Below are 19,393 nucleotides of genomic sequence, written 5' to 3' on the forward strand. Positions count from 1 at the left end.
ATTATTGAGATCTTTCTAAATGAACTTTTTTTTACTTGCAGCGTACTGTTCTGCAAGGTGGTTTAATTGATGTTTGAGAGTAACTATGCAAACCATAAAAGTTGGGATCAGTGCTTGTTTACTAGGGGATGAAGTTCGCTTTGATGGTGGCCACAAACGTTCTGCGTTTTGCACCGATGAATTGGGGCGTCATGTTGAATTCGTAAAGCTATGTCCAGAAGTCGGTATTGGAATGCCTGTACCACGACCAACGATTAGGCTAGAAAGTCGCGAGCAGGGTGTGCGCGCGATTGTGCCGAAAACAGGCGAGGATGTAACTCAACGTTTAATCGATTTCGCCGATCGTTCGAAAGGGCACCTGACGCAAATTAGTGGTTATGTGCTGTGTGCGAAATCACCCAGCTGCGGGATGGAAAGAGTCAAGTTGTATAACCCCGAGAATGGCCACGCTCGTAAAGAGGGAATGGGAATTTTTGCCGCACAGTTGCAACAGCGCTATCCGGCACTACCGTTAGAAGAGGATGGGCGCTTAAATGATCCTATGTTGCGTGAAAACTTTGTCATGCGCGTCTTTGTTTATGCAGCTTGGCAGGGGCTTGCGCAGTCACCAAGTAAAGCCGATTTACTAGGGTTTCATACCAGCCTGAAACTTTTACTGTTGGCGCACAACCAACACGTTTATCGGGAGTTAGGTCGCCACGTTGCGCAACAGCAGGAAATGACGGCTGAGTTTCTTAAGAGCTACATAGAACAAGTCATGCAGGCGTTAGCGGAACCAGCAACGCGGGCGAATCACACAAACGTATTGCAGCATATCCAAGGTTACTTCAAATCAGTGCTGAGTGACGACCAGCGTGCAGAATTAACTGAAGCCATTCTTGCTTACCGGCAAGGAATAGAACCTTTGTTGGTGCCATTGACGTTGCTACGCCATTACCTTCGTGAGTTTCCAAATGATTATTTAGCCGGGCAGCGCTATTTAAGCCCTTATCCAAAGGACCTAAAACTGCGATATGGACTCTAAATGACACAGTTAATATGGTTTCGTAATGACCTGCGGCTACGCGATAATCCCGCGGTGGTAAATGCACTACAAAAAGCTGGGCCGCAAAATAAGGTTTATGGGCTTTATTTGTATAGTGAAGAGCAGTGGCGGCGGCATGACTGGGCCCCGATTAAGGTCGATTTATTACGCCGTCATTTGCAAACCCTCCAGCAGGAGGCCGCAGAGTGGGGCATTGAACTTCACCTGAAGGGCTGTCGTGACTGGCAAACTGTACCTCGAGTGGTGCGGGATTTTTGTGCTGAACACGAGATTTCGAGTGTAAGTTTCAATCGCGAGTATCCCCTACATGAACAGCGGCGTGACCGCGCGACGCAAAGCTGGCTCGACGAACAAGGTATTGCCGTGAGTACGTTTCATGGCATGGTGTTAGTACCACCGATTCTGCGCACCCAAGCTGGCGACTACTATAAAAAGTTTACGCCTTATTATAAATCGTGGTTGGCTCATCTGCGTCGTACTGGGCTTCCGCAGCCTTATACCAAACCTGAACGGACACGCGTGGCCGCACCGAGTTTTCCGGAACGTTTTGATTACCCTGAGCGGGATAGTGGCGCTTACGTCGTTGGCGAGAAAGCCGCTTATCAGTTGCTGCAAAATTTTGTTGTAGAGCGTGTGGCTGACTATGGCCAAGATCGTGATTTACCAGCCGTTCATGGTACCTCGAAATTGTCACCCTATTGGGAACTTGGGGTGCTTTCGCCAGTGACGGCAGCGCGCTTGTTACAGCAGCATGCGCCAGAGTTTCCTGATGGGTTGCCCGATGGTGCCGCAACTTGGTTGAGCGAGTTGGCTTGGCGTGAATTCTATCAGCATTTGATGGATGCCGTGCCACGTTTAAGTTATGGCAAAGCGTTTCAGGCTCACACAGATAGCTTCGAGTGGAGTCAAAACGAGGACCATTTTAGCGCATGGTGTGAGGGCAGAACCGGTTACCCGATTGTCGATGCGGGCATGCGACAATTGCAACAAGAGGGCTGGATGCATAACCGTGTACGTATGATTGTAGCGAACTTTCTGGTGAAAGATCTGCATATCGATTGGCGTCGTGGTGAGCAATTTTTCATGCAAAATCTCATCGACGGAAGCTTTCCGGCCAACAATGGCGGCTGGCAATGGAGTGCATCGACAGGGACGGATGCGGTGCCGTATTTTCGCGTTTTTAATCCAACGTCGCAGAGTAAAAAAGTTGATCCTGATGGCAGCTATATTCGTAGCTATGTCAAGGAATTAGCTAATTGCCCGGTGAAAGAAATTCACGCGCCAGCTCAGTGGGCTCGTGCAGCCCAAGTCGACTATCCTCAACCGATTGTTGATCATGCGCAAGCGCGGGAAACTTTTCTAAGGAAATTCAAAGCGCTTTAGCTTTTACGACTATACTGGATGATAAGCTGAATGCAGAGGGCTAAACGGAGGTGAAAGCTTATGTCGAAACAAGATAGCAATAGTGAAAACCAACAGCCTAAAGACCGCACTGAAGAACTTAAGGCGCAAGAAGACCAGCCTGAAATCATAAAACGTCTGCTCAACTACTACGATGAGTTCAGTGATGTCAATATCGATAAGCTGGGCGATCTTTATCATGAAGAGGTCACCTTCATCGATCCCATTCATCAAGTCCACGGCTTAAAGGATTTACAGCACTACTTTAAGCACACCATGGAAAACGTCGAAGAATGTCATTTTGCTTTTACCGATTATGCGCAGAACGATGATCATCTTTTTGTGAATTGGCAGATGCGGTTAATGCACCCAAAACTTGCAAATGGGCAAGAAATTGTGGTGCCTGGCGTTAGCCATATGGAGTTTAAAAACGACAAGATCATTATGCAGCGTGACTATTACGACATGGGGGCGATGATTTATGAGCATGTAACTTTACTGGGTTATATCATTGGTAAAGTTAAAGCACGAATGGTGCCAGCATGAATATACTTATCACCGGAGCAACCTCAGGCATCGGCAAGCAATTGACCCTCGACTATGCCGCTGCAGGCCACCATGTAGTGGCATGCGGACGCAATCAACAGGCGCTCGACGAGCTGCGGAATAGTGATAGTACCCATATTGCTGGGCAACAACTCGATATTTCCAAGGCCGATGAAACCGTCCAAGCATTGCGAAGTTTTACCGATCTCGACATCGTTATCCTGGCAGCTGGCGTTTGCGAGTATCTCGATATTGATAACTTCGACGCTGACTTATTCGCCCGTGTATTTGAGGTCAACGTCGTTGGCACGATGCGTTGTGTGGAAGCGCTATTACCTAATCTTAAAGCCGGTGCGAAATTGGTTATCGTGGGCAGCACAGCAAGATTGTTGCCGTTCACGCGCGCCGAAGCTTATGGCGGCTCCAAAGCGGCGATTCACTATATAACCCGGAGTTTACAGGTTGACTTAGCGAAGCGCGGGATCAAGGTTTTACATGTATCGCCTGGCTTCGTTGAAACACCTATGACTGCGCAAAACGATTTTGAAATGCCGATGCAAGTGAGCGTTGGTTTCGCTTCGCAGGCGATCCGCAAGGGCATTGAGAAAAACAAAATTGATATCACTTTCCCGCGGATGTTCGGTTGGTTTCTTAAACTGGCTTCGCGTTTACCCCAAAGTTGGCAAGTGGCGCTTTCGCGCCGTATGACGTAATCCGCCTAGATAGGCCCTTGGTAAAGGACGTGCAATGAAGATAGCAGTAATTGGTAGCGGTATTGCAGGGATGACATGTGCACACCTGTTGAGCGATGAACATCAGGTTGAGTTGTACGAGCGCAACGATTATATAGGTGGGCACACCCACACCGTATCGGTAGAAGTACAAGGGCAGGACTATGCGGTAGATACTGGTTTTATCGTTTTTAACGACCGAACTTACCCGCACTTTCGCGCGCTGATGCGCAAGATTGGTGTGACTTGGCGTGACACCGAAATGAGTTTCAGTGTGCGCGATCCGCTTTCAGGATTGGAATACAATGGTCACTCGTTGAGTACGCTATTTGCACAGCGAAAAAACCTGTTTAAACCGTCATTTTATAAGCTTTTGAATGGTATTTTAAAGTTCAATAAGCGGGCAAAAGAGGCGCATCAGAACCTCTCAGAAAATCAGCATCAAACCCTGGGCCAGTTTTTGGCAGCGCAAGAATTGCCACAACAAGTGGCTGATTACTATTTGTTGCCAATGGTTGCGGCCATTTGGTCGGCAAGTATTGACGATGCTGCTGACTTTCCTCTTGATTTCTTTTTGCGCTTCTTCGAAAACCATGGCTTGTTAAATGTTGCAGATCGCCCCCAATGGGCAACCATTCATGGTGGCTCATCGGCCTATATTGAGCCGCTCATTGGGCACCTTAAGCCACATATTCATTTAAGTGCACATATTAAAGCAGTGCATCGTCAACACCCCGATCGTCAAGGTCAAGTGACATTGGAGTTCGCCAATGGCAACTTGGAAGATTTTGATGAGGTCATTCTTGCTTGTCACAGTGATGAAGCGCTTGCCTTATTGGCGCAACCCTCCGACGCTGAAAAGGCTATATTAGGCGGGATACCGTACCAAGACAATGAAGTGGTATTGCATACCGATATACGCTTATTGCCGCGCGAAAAGCGTGCTTGGGCCAGCTGGAACTACTTATTGCATCATGGCGAGGATGCGCGCAAACGGCCTAGTTCTGTGACGTATAACATGAATATTCTGCAAGGTATTGAAGCGCCTGAAACGTTTTGCGTAACTTTGAATAATACGGATGCGATTCAACCGGAGCGGATCTTACGCCGCTTTAATTATGCTCACCCGGTCTACAGCGTTGAGTCGATGGTAGCGCGTCAGCGACGTGCTGAAATTTGTGGGCAACAGCATACCCACTTCTGCGGGGCTTATTGGTACAACGGTTTTCATGAGGATGGTGTCCGTAGTGCGCTAGATGTAACACAACGGCTCGGCATTGCATGGAACAGTGAGTTGCATAGTGAGTGATAGTAAAATGAATTCGCTGCGTAGCGCAATTCTGAAAGGGCGTGTTTATCACCGTCGGCTGCGACCGACGCAACACGCCTTTGACTATCCGACGGCACAGTGGTGGCTTGCATTGGATGAGTTGCCGCAGTTGCAGCAACAAAGCTTGCTGTTTTCAACGCGAAGATTTGCACCCTTGTGGTTTCGGCGGCAAGACTATTTGCGCGGTACTGAAGGCGATTTAGCCTCAGCTGTGCTTACCAAAATGAGCGAACTTGCCGGTGACAAACTGCAAGGTCGGGTCTACTTCTTAGGGAACTTGCGAACGTTTGGACTCTACTTTAGCCCAATTAATTGTTACTTCTTGGAACAGGGCGACGCTGGGAACTATACCCATATGCTAGCTGAGGTCAGCAATACGCCGTGGAATGAACGGCACTATTATTTGTTGGATTTAAGCCAACCCCTAGAGCATGACAAGGCGTTTCATGTTTCGCCATTTAACCCCCTTGCTATGCGTTACCAATGGCAAATTAAGGCCCCACAAAACTCGGAAGGCCACAAAAGTGCCATTCATCTTGCTGCGATCAAAGGGGAACGGCACTTTACTGCAACCATGAAACTGCAACGACAAGAATTGAACCGTAAAGCTATTCGTCACGTATTGTATAGGTATCCGATGAACACTTTAACTACGGTCTTAGCTATTTACTGGCAAGCCCTGCGGTTATGGTTAAAGAAAACGCCGATTTACGATCATTCGTAAGGCTTATTATAAAAAATTGAATGCGTATTTGGAGCCAATGGGGAAACCATGAATACAGAATCTGCACTGATGACGATGCCGCAGGCAAGTACCGCTGACAAGTGGGCACGCCGCGCAGTGCTTCGACTGTTAAAAGAACTGCAAGACGGTTATGTAACTTTGCGTGAACAGGGCGAAGTTATTGGCCATTTTGGTCGCGAACAAAGTGACCTGAAAGCTGAAATAAATGTTTTAAAACCTAGTTTTTATCGCCGTCTATTATTTGGTGGCAGCATCGCCTCGGGCGAAACCTTTATCGACCAGTCATGGGAAACCCCCGATTTGACCAAGGTGATTCAGCTGTTTGCTCGGAACCTGCCGGCGTTGGATGCCTTCGAAGCACGTTTTAGTTGGCTATTGATGCCGTGGCAGAAGTTTCAGCACTGGCGTCGCCGTAACAGTAAGCAGCAAGCGAAAGAAAATATTTCCGCCCATTATGATTTGGGTAACGATTTGTATGAAGCGTTTCTAGATCCCGCAATGCAATATTCTAGTGCGGTTTATCCGCATGCTGAAGCTGACCTTGGCGCAGCGCAACAAAATAAACTCAAACGCCTGTGTGACAGCCTTGAGCTCAACGAAAAGGATCATTTACTTGAGATTGGTACAGGGTGGGGCGGCTTAGCGCTATTTGCTGCGAAGCATTACGGGTGCCGAGTGACGACAACGACGATTTCGAGTGAGCAATTCCGTCATGCGAAAGCACAGGTTGAAGCAGCTGGTCTGACGGACAAGGTAACGGTGCTTATGCAAGATTATCGTGACCTAGAAGGGCAGTACGATAAATTGGTGTCCGTTGAGATGATTGAAGCGGTGGGTCGGCAGTTTATGGCCACCTATTTTAAGACCTGCAGCCGACTTCTCAAACCTAATGGTAAGTTCGCTTTGCAAGCGATTACCATTGCTGATCAGCGTATGAAGAGTTATGCCCGCTCTGTAGACTTTATTCAACAGCATGTCTTCCCAGGTGGCTTTTTGCCGTCGTTGACGATGATTACTGAAATGTTTACTAAGCACACGGATATGGTGGTGCGCTATGTGGACGACATCGGTTTTGATTATGCGCGGACGTTGCATGACTGGCGTGAAAAATTCAACCAAGCTCATCCGCAATTGAAGGAGCGCGGCTATGATGAGCGCTTTGGTCGACTCTGGAATTTCTATTTAAGTTACTGCGAAGGCGGTTTTCTAGAACGCAGTGTGTCGGCAGTACAGCTGGTCGCCACTAAACCGGCATGCCGCTGATGTTCAAGCGCTGGCTAGCCAAGGATAATCTGCGCCGTGTTGCGGGGTTATTATGGTTTGATCTCGTTTGGTTTAGCACCGTAGCTGGGCGAAATGACTGGCTTTGGCTGGCTGTGCCGATAGTGGCGGTACAGATTTATTTGAGCAGCACTCGACCAGGCTTTAATTGGCTACTGTATAGCAAACTGTTGGTGCTTGGCCTGTTGCTCGAGGCCAGCGTGGTGGCATTGGGTATATTGGACTTTACTGGCGGCTGGTTACCTCTATGGCTACTAGCTTTATGGTGTGGCTTCGCCGCCATGGTGACCACTACCCTAGATTGGTTGGCGGGGCGCTATACTATAGCTGCGCTGATAGGCATTGCTTCTGGCCCCGTAACCTACGCTGTAGGAAGCCGTCTCGGGGCCGCTGAATTATTGGTGAGCGAGTGGATAATGTGGCTTGCGTACGCAGTGCTATGGGGCGCGTACATGGTCGTGTTTGCCTGGTTAATGAAGTCAAGTGAGGTACATCATGCGAAAACAGCACAGTAGAAAACGTATCAAGCGTCTAGTGACCGCTGCGGCCCTCTGTTGTGTTATTGCACCAACCATGGCGTTTGCGTGTGAGCCAGAATCAGCCAAAGACTTAAAGCCAGTAGGTAAAACACGATTAAGCGTGTGGTTTTGGGATGTTTATGACGCACAATTGCTCACCGACAGTGGCAATTATGATGACTATCAACGGCGGGCATTACGCCTCAGTTATTTACGTGATATCAAAGCGAAAGACCTTGTCGATACCACAAAAGAAGAGTGGCAGCGTCTTGAGGTGACTGTCTCGAATGAGCACACACAATGGCTCGACAAATTGAATAAGATGTGGCCCGATGTAAGCGAGGGCGACTGCCTGATGTTGGTCGAGAACGAGCAGGGGCACAGCACCTTCTATAATGCTGAAGGGGTACTTGGTTCCGTCGAGTCGGCGCAATTCACCGAGGATTTCTTGGCGATTTGGCTAAGTCCTAACTCGCGTTTCAAAGAAGAACGCAATGAATTGATTGGAGCGACGCAATGAAACGTTTACACCTTCTCTTTATCAGTCTAATGGCGCTAGCCGTTGTCGGTTGTTCAACCTCGTTAGATACCTATAAGAATGTAGAGCCACACCTTAAACTTGAAGCGTTTTTCAACGGTGAGCTTGAAGCTTATGGCATCGTGCAGGATTACAGTGGTGAAGTCATACAGCGCTTTCGTGTCGAACTTGTTGGGAGTTGGGAAGGTAACGAAGGGGTACTTGATGAAACCTTTTACTATGCCGACGGCAGTACGCAAAAACGTATTTGGTATCTGACGAAAACTGCTCCAGACCGTTACGAAGGTCGCGCTAGTGACGTCGAAGGGGTCGCCGAAGGCAAGGTGGCAGGGAATACTTTAAACTGGACGTATGTTCTCAACATTGAACTCGACGGTGAACCTTTTGCGGTAAAACTGGATGACTGGCTTTACCTCGTCGACGAAGACAACATGATCAATCGTACCCAAATGTACAAGTATGGTTTCAATGTTGGTGAAATCACACTTTATATTGGTAAAAAGTAATAAAAAAGCAGCTCTAAGAGCTGCTTTTTTTTACCTAGCTTAACCCTTTCTAGTAACCACGCGGTAAGCGCGAAAGACTTGAGCCTTCTTCAAGTTTTTGGCGCCAGAGTTCACGAGCAGTTAAACCATTGCCTGAACTCTTAGTTTTAACTCCAGCTTTCTTTTCAGCAGGCTTTTTGGCCGCAGGTTTTTTGCTAGTGGCTTTTTTCGCTGGTGCTTTGGTTGCTTTTTTAGCTGCAGGCTTGTCAGCTTTAGGTGCTGGCGCACTCTTACCGCCGGCCAAAGCTTCTGCTTCTTCAGCAAGTTGTGCCAAGCGCATATTTTTGCCACCATCTACACTATACCAGCCACTTTTAGCCTCGATAGTAGGTTTTTTACCGTGTGCCTTTTCGTAGGCTGCGGTAAAATCGGCGACCACTTGGTCTTTATCAAGTTTGCTCATGGAAAAACCCTTTGCATATTGAGTAAAAGTTCTCCATTTTTATACCGTTTTTTGCGCACTATGTCTAATTTTGTCTTATTTTCGGCGAAAATGCGTAACAAAAGAGGAGCCAAGGACGTGAAACGAGCAGAATTACAGAGTTACTTAAACAATTTTTTGGCGATTGATCGCGTCAAAGACTATTGCCCGAACGGCTTACAGGTCGAGGGGCGCGATAGCATACAAAAGATCATCACTGGAGTGACAGCCTGCCAAGCATTAATCGAGCACGCCGTCGCCGAGGATGCGGATGCCATTTTGGTGCACCACGGCTATTTTTGGAAAGGTGAACCAGCAGAAATACTGGGGATGAAGAAGCGGCGTCTACAACTCTTGTTACGCAATGATATTAATTTATTTGCGTATCATTTACCGCTGGATGTCCATCCGCGTTTGGGAAATAACGCCCAGTTGGCGCGACTTATGGATTGGCCCGATCCTTCACCGTTAACAACTGTTGAGCCGGAGGGCGTGGTCATGTATGCGGAGCTGTCGCACGACGAGAGCGCAGTAAGCCTTGCCGAGCAATTGGAACAACGGCTAGGACGTCCATTATTTTGCGCTGAGCATAACGACCAAGCCATACGTCGAATCGCTTGGTGCACTGGTGGTGGTCAAGGGTTTATCGATGCAGCGGCACAAGCAGGCTGTGATGCTTTTATTACCGGAGAGGTTTCAGAGCAAACCATTCATAGCGCCCGCGAGCAGGGAATTGCTTTTTATGCAGCAGGACATCATGCTACGGAGCGTTATGGTATCCAAGCGTTGGGCGAACATTTGGCTGAGCAATTTGGCTTTGCTCATCGTTTTATTGACATAGATAGCCCAGCTTAAGCGTTGTGCCGTCCTAATTGCAGAGAAGTTTTGTGAGTAAACACACAAAGGATCAAAGTTTCGCCGGGCTTACGGACAAGTTTGCGAAAAATATTTATGCTACGGCTAAAGGGCAGATTCGTTTAGCCGTGTTAGCCCGTGACCTTGCGCCTTTATATCAGCAGTCAACCCCCCTGCGGGTATTAGATATTGGCGCGGGTATAGGACAGTTTTCGCAAAACTTTGCGCGGCATGGACATCATGTGACCCATACTGACATTGCGGACGATATGGTTTTAGCGGCTCAGAAGCGGCATCAACACGAAGGGTTAAGTAGCTATTACAGTTATCATTGTGCGAGCTTACAAAAGCTTCCAGAGCTGTTGCAAGGGGAACAGTTTGACGTCGTATTATGCCATGCCGTACTCGAATGGTTAGCAGAACCAGCAGATGCGTTGCCACTATTAAAGCGCTTTTTGAAACCCCACGGCAAGCTATCGCTGATGTTTTATAATCGTGACGCCAAGCTAATGGCGAACATGGTATTCGGCAATTTTGATTATGTAGAAGCCGACTTGCAGGTCAAAAAGCGCGTGCGTATGAGTCCACAGCAGCCGATAGCGCCCGCAGCGATGGACCTTTGGCTAAAAGAACACAAGCTGATGGTACTCCAACGTACTGGAGTTCGTTGTTTCCATGATTACTTACGAGAGCCTGAACAGGGTAAACAGCACTTTGAGCAGTTGCTAAGGCTGGAGTTGCAATACAATCAACAGCAACCGTTTGCGTCATTGGGCCGCTATCAACACTGGCAAATCACCCATGCAGACGACTAAGGTACTTATTTATGTAAAGTCCTTAGTTGCGCTGAACCGCCAGAAGGCGGCGGTCTATCGTGAATTTTTTAGCAGTCATTTAGCTGGCAATGCGGTTACTCTGGTCGAGAGTAGCCCAGAGCGTGAGTACGACATTGGTCGATTAAAACAGTGGGTACGTCGTCTCGAAACGGATGACATCGGCGAGTTAGTAGTGATTGGCGGTGATGGCAGCGTGAATATAGCTGCGCATGCCTGCGTCAACACAGCTGTTCGGTTAAGTGTTGTACCAGCAGGGACGGGGAATGATTTCGCGACAGCGCTTGGTATTGTCAATTGGCGTTGGCGTCTACAGGGTGAACCTGTGCTAAGGCAACGCTCTGTCGGGTGTATTGACCAGCATATTTTTATCAATCATGCTGGAGCCGGCATAAGTGTTGCGTTACGCGAGCTGCAGAGTACGTGGAGCAAACGTTGGTTAAAGCGCTATTCCTATCTATGGGCGCTGGTCCGGTATTTGTTTGTGCGCCCAAGTGGGCGCTGTCTTATAAGAGATGAACAGGGCCGTGCGTGGGAATTTCAGGTTGCCGCGGTCAATCGGGCGATTGGCGGTGGCATCATTGTGTATCCGACAGCCGAATTAGAAACTCAGGTTCTCGGCGTTCTGCAAGTACCACGCCTATCGCGTTGGCGGCAACTAAGTGCGCTTTTTTGGATTCTGCGCAAACAGCCCGACAAAAGTACGCTGTTAGGTTGTCATGAAACTGCTACCTTTACCTTAGCCGATGCAAATAACATCATTGAGCTGGACGGCGATGCCATTGAGCTGCAAGGCCCTGCAACAGCGGCAGTGATGAGCAACGCATTGAATGTTTATACCCAAGGGAGAACGCAATGAAATGTGCATTTATCGGACTTGGTGTCATGGGCTACCCTATGGCCGGTCACCTGCAACGCAACGGGTTCGCAACTACCGTTTATAATCGCACCACAGCGAAAGCACAGCAGTGGGTTAAAGACTACGGCGGTGACTACGCAGAGACCCCGCGCGAAGCTGCCACTGGCGCAGATGTGGTGATGGTATGTGTGGGCAATGACGAAGATGTCCGCAGTGTGTTTTATGGTGATGATGGCCTATTGGCGAGTATTGCCGAGAACACTATTGTTATTGACCATACAACAGCTTCAGCCGAGCTTGCTCGAGAACTCTCCGACGAAGTGCATCATCGCGTGGCTTACTTTCTCGACGCGCCGGTGTCAGGCGGTCAGCAGGGTGCTGAAAATGGCGCGCTTACCGCTATGATTGGCGGTGATCGCGATGCCTTTGATGACGCTCAAGCTGCCTTAAAATGCTATTGCAAAACCCGTGAGTACATGGGCCCGGCGGGCCATGGGCAGTTAGCCAAAATGGTGAACCAGATCTGTATCGCTGGCGTCGTTCAAGGTTTAGCCGAAGGCTTACAGCTGGCACGTAAAGTTGGCCTTGATGCTGACACTCTAATTCGTGCGATCAGTCAAGGGGCTGCGGGCTCGTGGCAGATGCAGAACCGCTATCAAACCATGTGGCAGGGCCACTACGAGCACGGGTTTGCCGTTGATTGGATGCGTAAAGACTTGAAAATCGCGCTAGAGGAGGCTGATCGTAATGGCTTGAGCATGCCATTAACCGCGTTGGTTGATCAGTTCTACGCTGAAGTCCAACAAATGGGTGGCAGCCGCTGGGACACCTCCAGCCTCCTAGCCCGACTTGAAAAACACACCTAGATCTGCATCTGGTAACGAGCGCCCACAAAAAAGCCCCAAAAACAGGGGCTTTTTTTAGTTTCGCTTTCGTATTCTGTTTTTTGTTTTATCAAACAACAAACAGCAAATAGCAAACAACGCTTTTTTAACGGATACCCATCCGACGTAACGCAGAAGTACTGAAATCACTGCGTTCTGGCTCGATATCAAAGTTCATGTACTCTGATTCTTCGTTTGCTAAGCCTAGTAACACGTAGCGACCAGAGTTCAAGTCGTACAGCGCTTCAGCAGCCATCCACGGGGTATCGTGATAGTAGAACTGAGTATTGTAAGCTTCAGCTACACGCCAAAGTTCGCCACGGTTGTCGTAATGATCGATAACACTTGCAGTCCAAGTATCTTCGTCGATAAACATATGACGCGTTTGATAAATGTGACGCTCACCGTCTTTCAGGGTTGCTTTCACTTCCCAAACACGGTGTTTCTCGTAACGAACAAGATCTTGGTCCATGTGACCAGCGTTGATAATGTCATCATAGCTAAGGCTAGTATCCATCAACTTGTAATTGTTGTATGGAATGTACATTTCGCGCTTGCCAACCAGTTCCCAATTGTACTTGTTAGGAGCACCGTTGAACATGTCGAGACCGTCAGAGGTACGAAGGCCATCTGATGCTGTACCCGGACCGTCGTAAGATACGTTAGGTGCACGACGCACGCGACGTTGACCGGCATTATAGAGCCATGCACGACGGCCTTCTTTTACCTGGTTAATGGTTTCGTGAACCAATAGCACTGTACCGGTTTGACGAGCAGGGGCTAATACTTCTTGCAAGAAGTAGAACAAGATATTGTCGTCAGCTGCTTCACGCCCGCTTTCCATGTACTCAGGGAAAACTAACGATTCGCGCAATAGAACTGGAACAAAGTTGCCATCTTCCAGTACGGGGAATTGATTAACTAAACGTTGTACTGCACCGCCACGATAACGGGTGATGTGATTCCAGATGATTTCCAAACCATTTTCAGGGATTGGGAAGGGGACGTGCATCTTGAAGTTTTCTAGACCGTTACCGCCGGCAACCATTTCTGCGTTGGTCGCGTTTTCTTTGATAACGTCATAAACTTCCTGGGGATACGCAGCACTACGATGGGTAGGATAGATGTTCATTTTGTAATCAGGGTACTTCTCGAACATCGCTACCTGACCTGCCGAAAGCATATCTTTATGATCGTCAAGATTAGCGCTGGTGATGGTGAATAAAATTTCATCATCGGCATAAGGGTCTGCTGGGCGTGATGGGATCTCGCCGTCAGCCTTTACACTGTAGCCGCCAGTCCAAGCAGGGATAGAGCCATCAGCGTTACCCGCCATTTCGGCACCTACTGGGGTTAAATCATTGCCTAAGCGCGCCGCTTCTTCTGGCGTGACCTTGGCCATAACGCTGGCTGAAATTACCGATAGCGCAAATACTCCAGCCTTCAGCATCATTTTATTCATGGTTTTTTCCTTGTTTGTTCTATGTACCTAGCTAAAGCTACATTAAAAAATAGAAAAATTAAATGCCCAGCTAACACTAGCGTTTATACGCATCTCACGGTAAGGTATCAGCTGGTTTGACCTGTCTTAATTTATCCATAGCATGTACGGCTTACGAAAAATTTGCAACAGTAAACATAACAATTCTAAGACACAGAAAAAGCAAGAGGGTTCCATGACAAGAGCTAAGGTCTGTGCCGCTGCGATCGCTTTGAGCTTCAGCGCTGGCTTCAGTGCGAGTGCCAACGTAGCTGTAGCCTCGCAAGCAGAGCCGCAACAAGCTGTTGAGCAGAATACGACAGTGGGTGACTACGATGTCATTTACGCACCTGCAATGACTGCGGACGAAGCAACACAAGCTGTGTTAACCGAGATTACTGCGACCAGCGATAGACAAGTTGCGGTGGGTGATTACGGAGTCATTGTCACGCGCGCATCGGCGAGTGAAGAATGGCAGCAAGCAGAAGTGCCGAGCAGTGTGTTCTTAACCAGTATCGATTTTGCCAATGCGAAGTTGGGTTGGGCAGTTGGGCACCATGGTGTCATTCTGCAAACCACCGATGGTGGCGTTACGTGGCAACGGCAACTCGATGGCTTTGAATACATTGACCTACAAGTTAAGCATTATGAACAACGTGTAGCCGAGCTCGAAGCGCGGCTTGATAGTGCCACGGAAATGGATCCAGTGGAACGCGATGATCTTGAGTTCGCCTTAGATGATGCTTTGTTTAAATATGACTCTGCGCAAATTGCGTTAGAAGAAGGGCCGACGAAGCCGTTTCTTGACGTTCTGGCGTTATCTGCGCAAGAAATTTTTGTCGCTGGTGCATACGGCGCGTTCCTCCACAGTACGGACGGCGGCGCCACTTGGCAGATCATCGACCATTTGGTCGACAACCTCGATGGTTTTCACTTAAATGCTATTCAAGCCCATGGTGATGCGGTTTACATGGTAGGTGAATCAGGTTTGTTGTATCGCAGTCTCGATCGTGGTCAAAGCTGGGAGACCTTGGACTCACCTTATTATGGTTCCTTCTTTGGAGTTCATATTGACCAACAAGAACGACTCTGGATCTATGGCTTGCGCGGCAATATTTTTGTTAGCGAAGATCAGGGCGATAGCTTCACACAACTCTCGCTCGAAGATCCTGTAAACATTAATAATGCCATCGATGCACCGGATGGCGGCTTGTATTTCGTGGGTAATGCCGGTGTCGTGGCATACTTGAGCGAAGCGGGTGATTTGGTTGAGCGCACACATGATAGTGGCGCTGCATTGACCGATTTAGTTATTAACGCCGATGGAAGTCTTACTTTGGTCGGCCAGCGCGGTATTTTAACCATGCCGAGCAGTGCGCTAGCTGAGAAGGAGTAATCTCGCAATGTCTGAACAACAAACACAATTAAAAGACAAAAGCGTGTTTCTTGAGCGCGTGATTTTTAATTTCCGTCCAATGTGGTTAGTGCTATTCGCGCTGTTGACGCTATTTCTCGGTTGGCACGCAAGTCAGGTACGTCCTGAAGCCAGTCTGACAAAGATGATTCCGACCAACCATCCATTTATTCAAAACTACTTTGACTATCGTGATGATCTTGCCAGTTTAGGTAATGTGGTACGGATTGCGGTAGAGACGACTGAAGGCACGATTTTTACTCCGGAATTCCAGAAGACATTACAGGAGATCACGGACGAAGTGTTCTTTATCCCAGGCGTTGACCGAGCTGGGTTAAAGAGTATTTGGACGCCAAACGTTCGCTGGAGTGAAGTCACGGAAGAAGGTTTTGTCGGCGGTCCAGTCATTCCTGATAACTGGGATGCTTCGGAACAGTCGCTCGAACAGTTGCGCACTAATGTTTTACGGTCGGGCGAAGTAGGCAACTTGGTCGCTAATAACTTCAAATCGGCACTGATTTACGTACCGTTGAATGAAGTTAACCCTGATACCGGGGAAGCACTCGATTACCAAACCTTTTCTGAGCAACTCGAAGAAAAAATCCGCGATAAATATCAAACCGATAAGGTAAAAATTCATATCACCGGTTTTGCGAAAATTATTGGTGACTTGATCGAAGGCGCTATGCAAGTCGGCTTATTTTTCTTGCTTGCTTTAGTTATTACGCTGGTGATGTTATTTGCCTACAGTCGCTGTTGGCGGAGTTCTTTCACGGTACTCGGCTGTTCAATTATCGCGGTCATTTGGCAGCTAGGTATTATCAAACTTATCGGTAGCGGCATTAACCCGTACTCGATGTTAGTGCCATTCTTAGTATTTGCCATTGGCGTAAGTCATGGCGTGCAGATCATCAATGCGATGAGCGCCAACCGCGTCGATGGACATGATCGTACCAAGGCAGCACGTCTGGCATTTCGTGCGCTCTACATCGCAGGTTTAACCGCACTAGTGTCTGATGCGATTGGCTTCACCACCTTGATGGTTATTGATATCGCCGTTATTCAGGAACTTGCCATTGCCGCAAGTATTGGTGTGGCTGTGGTGGTGCTGACCAATCTTGGGCTGTTACCGATCATCATGTCGTACGGTGGTATTTCAGAACGAGGTCGTGCCTACAGCGAAAAGGTTCGTCATGAAAGCCATCCGATTCTGACCTTCTTTGAACGGTTTTCTGAGCCAAAGTGGGCGTACAGTGCACTGGTCGTTGCCTTGGTTGGACTCTCATGGGGTTTAATTCAAGGGCAAAATATGAAAATCGGTGACCTTGACGCTGGGGCGCCAGAGCTGCGGCCGGATAGCCGTTATAACCTTGATAATCAGTTCATTGTCGACAACTACAGCTCGAGCACTGACATCTTTGTTGTCATGGCAGCTACTGAGCCCTCACAGTGTATTGCTTACGATAATTTAGAGGTTATGGACCGCTTTAGCTGGCATATGGAAAATACGCCAGGCGTGCAAGATGTGAAGTCTGTGGTTTATGTCGCCAAAATGGGCGGTTATGCTTTGAATGAGGGTAACTTGAAGTGGTTCAGCTTGAATCGCAATCAATACGTACTCAATGCGAATACGGGCCGTACACCGCCAGGTTTGATCAACCCTGATTGTTCAATGGCGCCGATCATTATTTATTTGAATGATCACAAAGCCGAAACGCTCAAAACAGTTGTTAATGCAGTAGATACCTTTAATGCTGAGTACCAGCAAGAAGGCCTTGAGCTGCTGATGGCAGCGGGTAATTCCGGGATTGAAGCTGCCACAAACTCGGTCATCGAGACTGCGCAGTACAAAATGCTGCTGTGGGTTTATGGCGTAGTCATCGTGTTAGTGTTCATCACCTTCCGTAGTTTGCGTACGGTGGCATGTATTGTGTTGCCACTAGCCTTAACTACGATCATGAGTCAGGGCTTAATGGCGACGCTTGGTATTGGTGTTAAAGTCGCGACCTTACCTGTGATTGCACTGGGCGTCGGTATCGGTGTGGATTATGGTATCTATATTTACGCGAAGATCAAAGAAGGACTCGAGCGCGGTATGCATTTGAACGAATGCTATAAGTACGCTCTCGATAGCACCGGTAAAGCTGTTGGCTTCACCGGTCTTACGCTGGCAATTGGTGTGGCGACATGGATTTTCTCGCCGATTAAATTCCAAGCCGATATGGGGATTTTGCTGACCTTCATGTTCTTGTGGAATATGTTGGGAGCGCTGATCTTAATCCCAGCTCTAGCGCGTCTATTTGCGCGCTTTGGCAAGCGTATTCATTAAGGTATACACGACCTAATGACTAGGTGCCGACCTTAGCTGCATCAGCTAGGATAAAGTCGGCACCGACATCTGCGATAACCATTGTTGGTGCGTTGGTATTGCCACTAATTACGCTTGGCATAATCGACGCATCAATAACACGTAAACCTTCCACTCCACGTACGCGTAATTTCGCATCGACGACTGCATCCTTATCATTGCCCATACGACAGGTTGAAGTCGGGTGGTAGATCAAGCCGCAGTGCCGATAGATCCGCTCAAGCAATTCTTCTTCGCTAGTGGTTTTCCCGGGGAGTACCTCACCACCGTTATGCGCAGCCATTGCTGGCTGGTCCATGATCTCGCGGATTTGCTGTACGCCCGAGAGCAGTGCACGACGGTCTTCTTGATTGTGTAAGAAATCATAGGTAAAGCCCGGCGCCGTACGCACATCTTTGCTGTGCAAATAGAGCCGCCCACGCGCTTCGGGTCTTAACACGCAGACATGGCAGGCAAAACCGTGACGAAATGCGGCGGTCAGGTCATAGCCACTATCATCGAAGCGGGTCGGCACCAGATGCAGTTGCAAATCAGGCGTGTCTACGTTGTCACGACTACGGATAAAACCACCGACTTCGGCAGGTGGGTGGGCGAGGGCACCATCGCGCGTGCGCCAATATTTTAAGGTTTGTCCAGCAAGCTTACTTAAGCCGATCGGGCCCAAGCTCAAACTGTCCTTTTGGGCATTGCGATAATGTACGAGCACATCGACATGCTCTTGCAAGTTGGCGCCAACGGCCGGCCGTTCAACCACCGCTACAAGACCGTGGCGGCGCAATTCTTCTGGGCAGCCAATGCCGGATAACATAAGGAGCTGCGGAGAATGGAAAGCGCCCGCACTTAGGATAACTTCACGTTCTGCCTTTAAGTGTTCGTGCTGATTGCCTTTGCGGATGAGCACGCCATCAGTGCGTTGTCCTTTGAAGGTGACGCGTTCGACTTGAGCATTGGTAAATACGGTTAAATTCGGCCGTTCGAGAGCAGGTTCTAAAAACGCGCGCCGCGTACCAAATCGCTCACCTTTATAAATGGTAAATTGAAAAGCGCCAACGCCATATAAATCTGCGCCATTGAAGTCACGGTTGTGGGGAATACCAGCTTGCACCGCTGCGTCGATAAAGCGCTTTGATACCTCATAAAAGGGTTCAACATCGCTCACATGTAGCGGCCCTTGGTCACCATGAAAAGCATCAGCGCCGCGTTCATTCTGTTCAAGCCGCTTAAAGCGTTCAAGAATTTGGGGCCAAGCCCAGTCGGCACTACTCACACTGGCCCAGTACTCATAGTCGCTAGGTGCTCCACGGGTATAAATCATGGCATTAATAGCACTACTGCCGCCAAGACCTTTGCCACGCGGGGTGTAAAGTCCCTTGCCGCCCCGCAGATGCTGGTCCTCGCTACGGAGCATCCAGTTTAAGCGTTTGTTATGCATCATGGCAGCAACACCACCTGGCATGGTGACAAAAGGCGACTTGCCACTGCCTCCGGCTTCTAAAAGGGCAACTTGATAAGCACCACAGCGCGACAAGCGCTCAGCGAGGACGCAACCTGCGCTGCCGCCGCCAACAATAACGAAGTCAAAAGTGGTGCTCGTCATGT

At 48.7% G+C, this 19,393-nt stretch carries 19 protein-coding genes; 16 read left to right on the top strand and 3 right to left on the bottom strand.

Annotation, left to right across the window (positions count from 1 at the left end; genetic code table 11):
• The first annotated feature begins 85 nt into the window (after positions 1 to 85).
• The 10 genes from NV375_RS02015 to NV375_RS02060 are packed head-to-tail and all read left to right on the top strand — an operon-like array spanning position 86 to position 8,641.
• On the top strand, positions 86 to 1,024 hold the full coding sequence (locus NV375_RS02015; RefSeq protein ID WP_258806749.1) for a DUF523 and DUF1722 domain-containing protein: 939 nt from the start codon (positions 86 to 88) through the stop codon (positions 1,022 to 1,024).
• Positions 1,025 to 2,428: a deoxyribodipyrimidine photo-lyase gene (gene phrB, locus NV375_RS02020; protein ID WP_258806750.1), complete on the top strand. Its 1,404-nt coding sequence runs from the start codon at positions 1,025 to 1,027 to the stop codon at positions 2,426 to 2,428.
• Positions 2,429 to 2,488: 60 nt separating this feature from the next.
• The gene (locus NV375_RS02025) at positions 2,489 to 2,992 is read left to right on the top strand and encodes a nuclear transport factor 2 family protein (RefSeq protein WP_258806751.1); all 504 of its coding nucleotides are present in this window, start codon (positions 2,489 to 2,491) and stop codon (positions 2,990 to 2,992) included.
• Positions 2,989 to 3,705 carry an SDR family NAD(P)-dependent oxidoreductase gene (locus NV375_RS02030; protein ID WP_258806752.1) on the top strand — a complete coding sequence of 239 codons (717 nt, stop codon included), beginning with the start codon at positions 2,989 to 2,991 and terminating at the stop codon, positions 3,703 to 3,705. Before NV375_RS02025 ends, NV375_RS02030 begins: the two co-directional genes overlap by 4 nt.
• 34 nt (positions 3,706 to 3,739) lie before the next feature.
• A complete protein-coding gene (locus NV375_RS02035) occupies positions 3,740 to 5,032 on the top strand; it encodes an NAD(P)/FAD-dependent oxidoreductase (protein ID WP_258806753.1) in 1,293 nt (430 codons plus the stop codon).
• A complete protein-coding gene (locus NV375_RS02040) occupies positions 5,025 to 5,777 on the top strand; it encodes a DUF1365 domain-containing protein (protein ID WP_309491678.1) in 753 nt (250 codons plus the stop codon). Before NV375_RS02035 ends, NV375_RS02040 begins: the two co-directional genes overlap by 8 nt.
• A 48-nt stretch (positions 5,778 to 5,825) precedes the next feature.
• Entirely contained in the window at positions 5,826 to 7,061 is a 1,236-nt protein-coding gene (locus NV375_RS02045; RefSeq protein ID WP_258806754.1) for a cyclopropane-fatty-acyl-phospholipid synthase family protein, read from the top strand.
• Entirely contained in the window at positions 7,052 to 7,594 is a 543-nt protein-coding gene (locus NV375_RS02050) for a DUF2878 domain-containing protein (protein ID WP_258806755.1), read from the top strand. The genes NV375_RS02045 and NV375_RS02050 overlap by 10 nt, the downstream gene beginning before the upstream one ends.
• Complete coding sequence (locus NV375_RS02055; RefSeq protein ID WP_258806756.1) at positions 7,575 to 8,117, top strand: chalcone isomerase family protein; 543 nt, start codon at positions 7,575 to 7,577, stop codon at positions 8,115 to 8,117. The genes NV375_RS02050 and NV375_RS02055 overlap by 20 nt, the downstream gene beginning before the upstream one ends.
• Positions 8,114 to 8,641 carry a DUF3833 domain-containing protein gene (locus tag NV375_RS02060; protein WP_258806757.1) on the top strand — a complete coding sequence of 176 codons (528 nt, stop codon included), beginning with the start codon at positions 8,114 to 8,116 and terminating at the stop codon, positions 8,639 to 8,641. The genes NV375_RS02055 and NV375_RS02060 overlap by 4 nt, the downstream gene beginning before the upstream one ends.
• A 49-nt stretch (positions 8,642 to 8,690) precedes the next feature.
• Here the strand turns inward: NV375_RS02060 and NV375_RS02065 are convergent, their stop codons facing one another.
• Entirely contained in the window at positions 8,691 to 9,083 is a 393-nt protein-coding gene (locus tag NV375_RS02065) for a hypothetical protein (protein ID WP_126770106.1), read from the bottom strand.
• Between the two features lie 90 nt (positions 9,084 to 9,173).
• On the opposite strand from NV375_RS02065, the gene NV375_RS02070 reads away from it, so the two are divergent.
• From NV375_RS02070 to NV375_RS02085, 4 genes are read left to right on the top strand one after another with little or no spacing between them, the layout of a single operon-like run.
• The gene (locus NV375_RS02070; RefSeq protein ID WP_258806758.1) at positions 9,174 to 9,956 is read left to right on the top strand and encodes a Nif3-like dinuclear metal center hexameric protein; all 783 of its coding nucleotides are present in this window, start codon (positions 9,174 to 9,176) and stop codon (positions 9,954 to 9,956) included.
• A 32-nt stretch (positions 9,957 to 9,988) separates the two neighbouring features.
• Positions 9,989 to 10,771, top strand: coding sequence for a methyltransferase domain-containing protein (locus tag NV375_RS02075; protein WP_258806759.1), 783 nt, complete (start codon positions 9,989 to 9,991; stop codon positions 10,769 to 10,771).
• Complete coding sequence (locus NV375_RS02080; protein WP_258806760.1) at positions 10,758 to 11,648, top strand: diacylglycerol kinase family protein; 891 nt, start codon at positions 10,758 to 10,760, stop codon at positions 11,646 to 11,648. Before NV375_RS02075 ends, NV375_RS02080 begins: the two co-directional genes overlap by 14 nt.
• Complete coding sequence (locus tag NV375_RS02085; RefSeq protein WP_258806761.1) at positions 11,645 to 12,514, top strand: NAD(P)-dependent oxidoreductase; 870 nt, start codon at positions 11,645 to 11,647, stop codon at positions 12,512 to 12,514. Before NV375_RS02080 ends, NV375_RS02085 begins: the two co-directional genes overlap by 4 nt.
• A 124-nt stretch (positions 12,515 to 12,638) precedes the next feature.
• On the opposite strand, the gene NV375_RS02090 is transcribed toward NV375_RS02085, so the two are convergent.
• Complete coding sequence (locus tag NV375_RS02090; RefSeq protein ID WP_258806762.1) at positions 12,639 to 13,994, bottom strand: DUF1329 domain-containing protein; 1,356 nt, start codon at positions 13,992 to 13,994, stop codon at positions 12,639 to 12,641.
• Between the two features lie 214 nt (positions 13,995 to 14,208).
• On the opposite strand from NV375_RS02090, the gene NV375_RS02095 reads away from it, so the two are divergent.
• Both NV375_RS02095 and NV375_RS02100 read left to right on the top strand, forming a co-directional pair.
• Positions 14,209 to 15,408, top strand: coding sequence for a YCF48-related protein (locus tag NV375_RS02095; RefSeq protein ID WP_258806763.1), 1,200 nt, complete (start codon positions 14,209 to 14,211; stop codon positions 15,406 to 15,408).
• A 7-nt stretch (positions 15,409 to 15,415) separates the two neighbouring features.
• Entirely contained in the window at positions 15,416 to 17,755 is a 2,340-nt protein-coding gene (locus NV375_RS02100; RefSeq protein ID WP_258806764.1) for an RND family transporter, read from the top strand.
• Between the two features lie 19 nt (positions 17,756 to 17,774).
• On the opposite strand, the gene NV375_RS02105 is transcribed toward NV375_RS02100, so the two are convergent.
• The gene (locus NV375_RS02105) at positions 17,775 to 19,391 is read right to left on the bottom strand and encodes a GMC family oxidoreductase (RefSeq protein WP_258806765.1); all 1,617 of its coding nucleotides are present in this window, start codon (positions 19,389 to 19,391) and stop codon (positions 17,775 to 17,777) included.
• Positions 19,392 to 19,393: the final 2 nt, after the last annotated feature.

The organism is Pseudidiomarina sp. CB1 (assembly GCF_024752025.1).
Lineage (GTDB): Bacteria > Pseudomonadota > Gammaproteobacteria > Enterobacterales > Alteromonadaceae > Pseudidiomarina.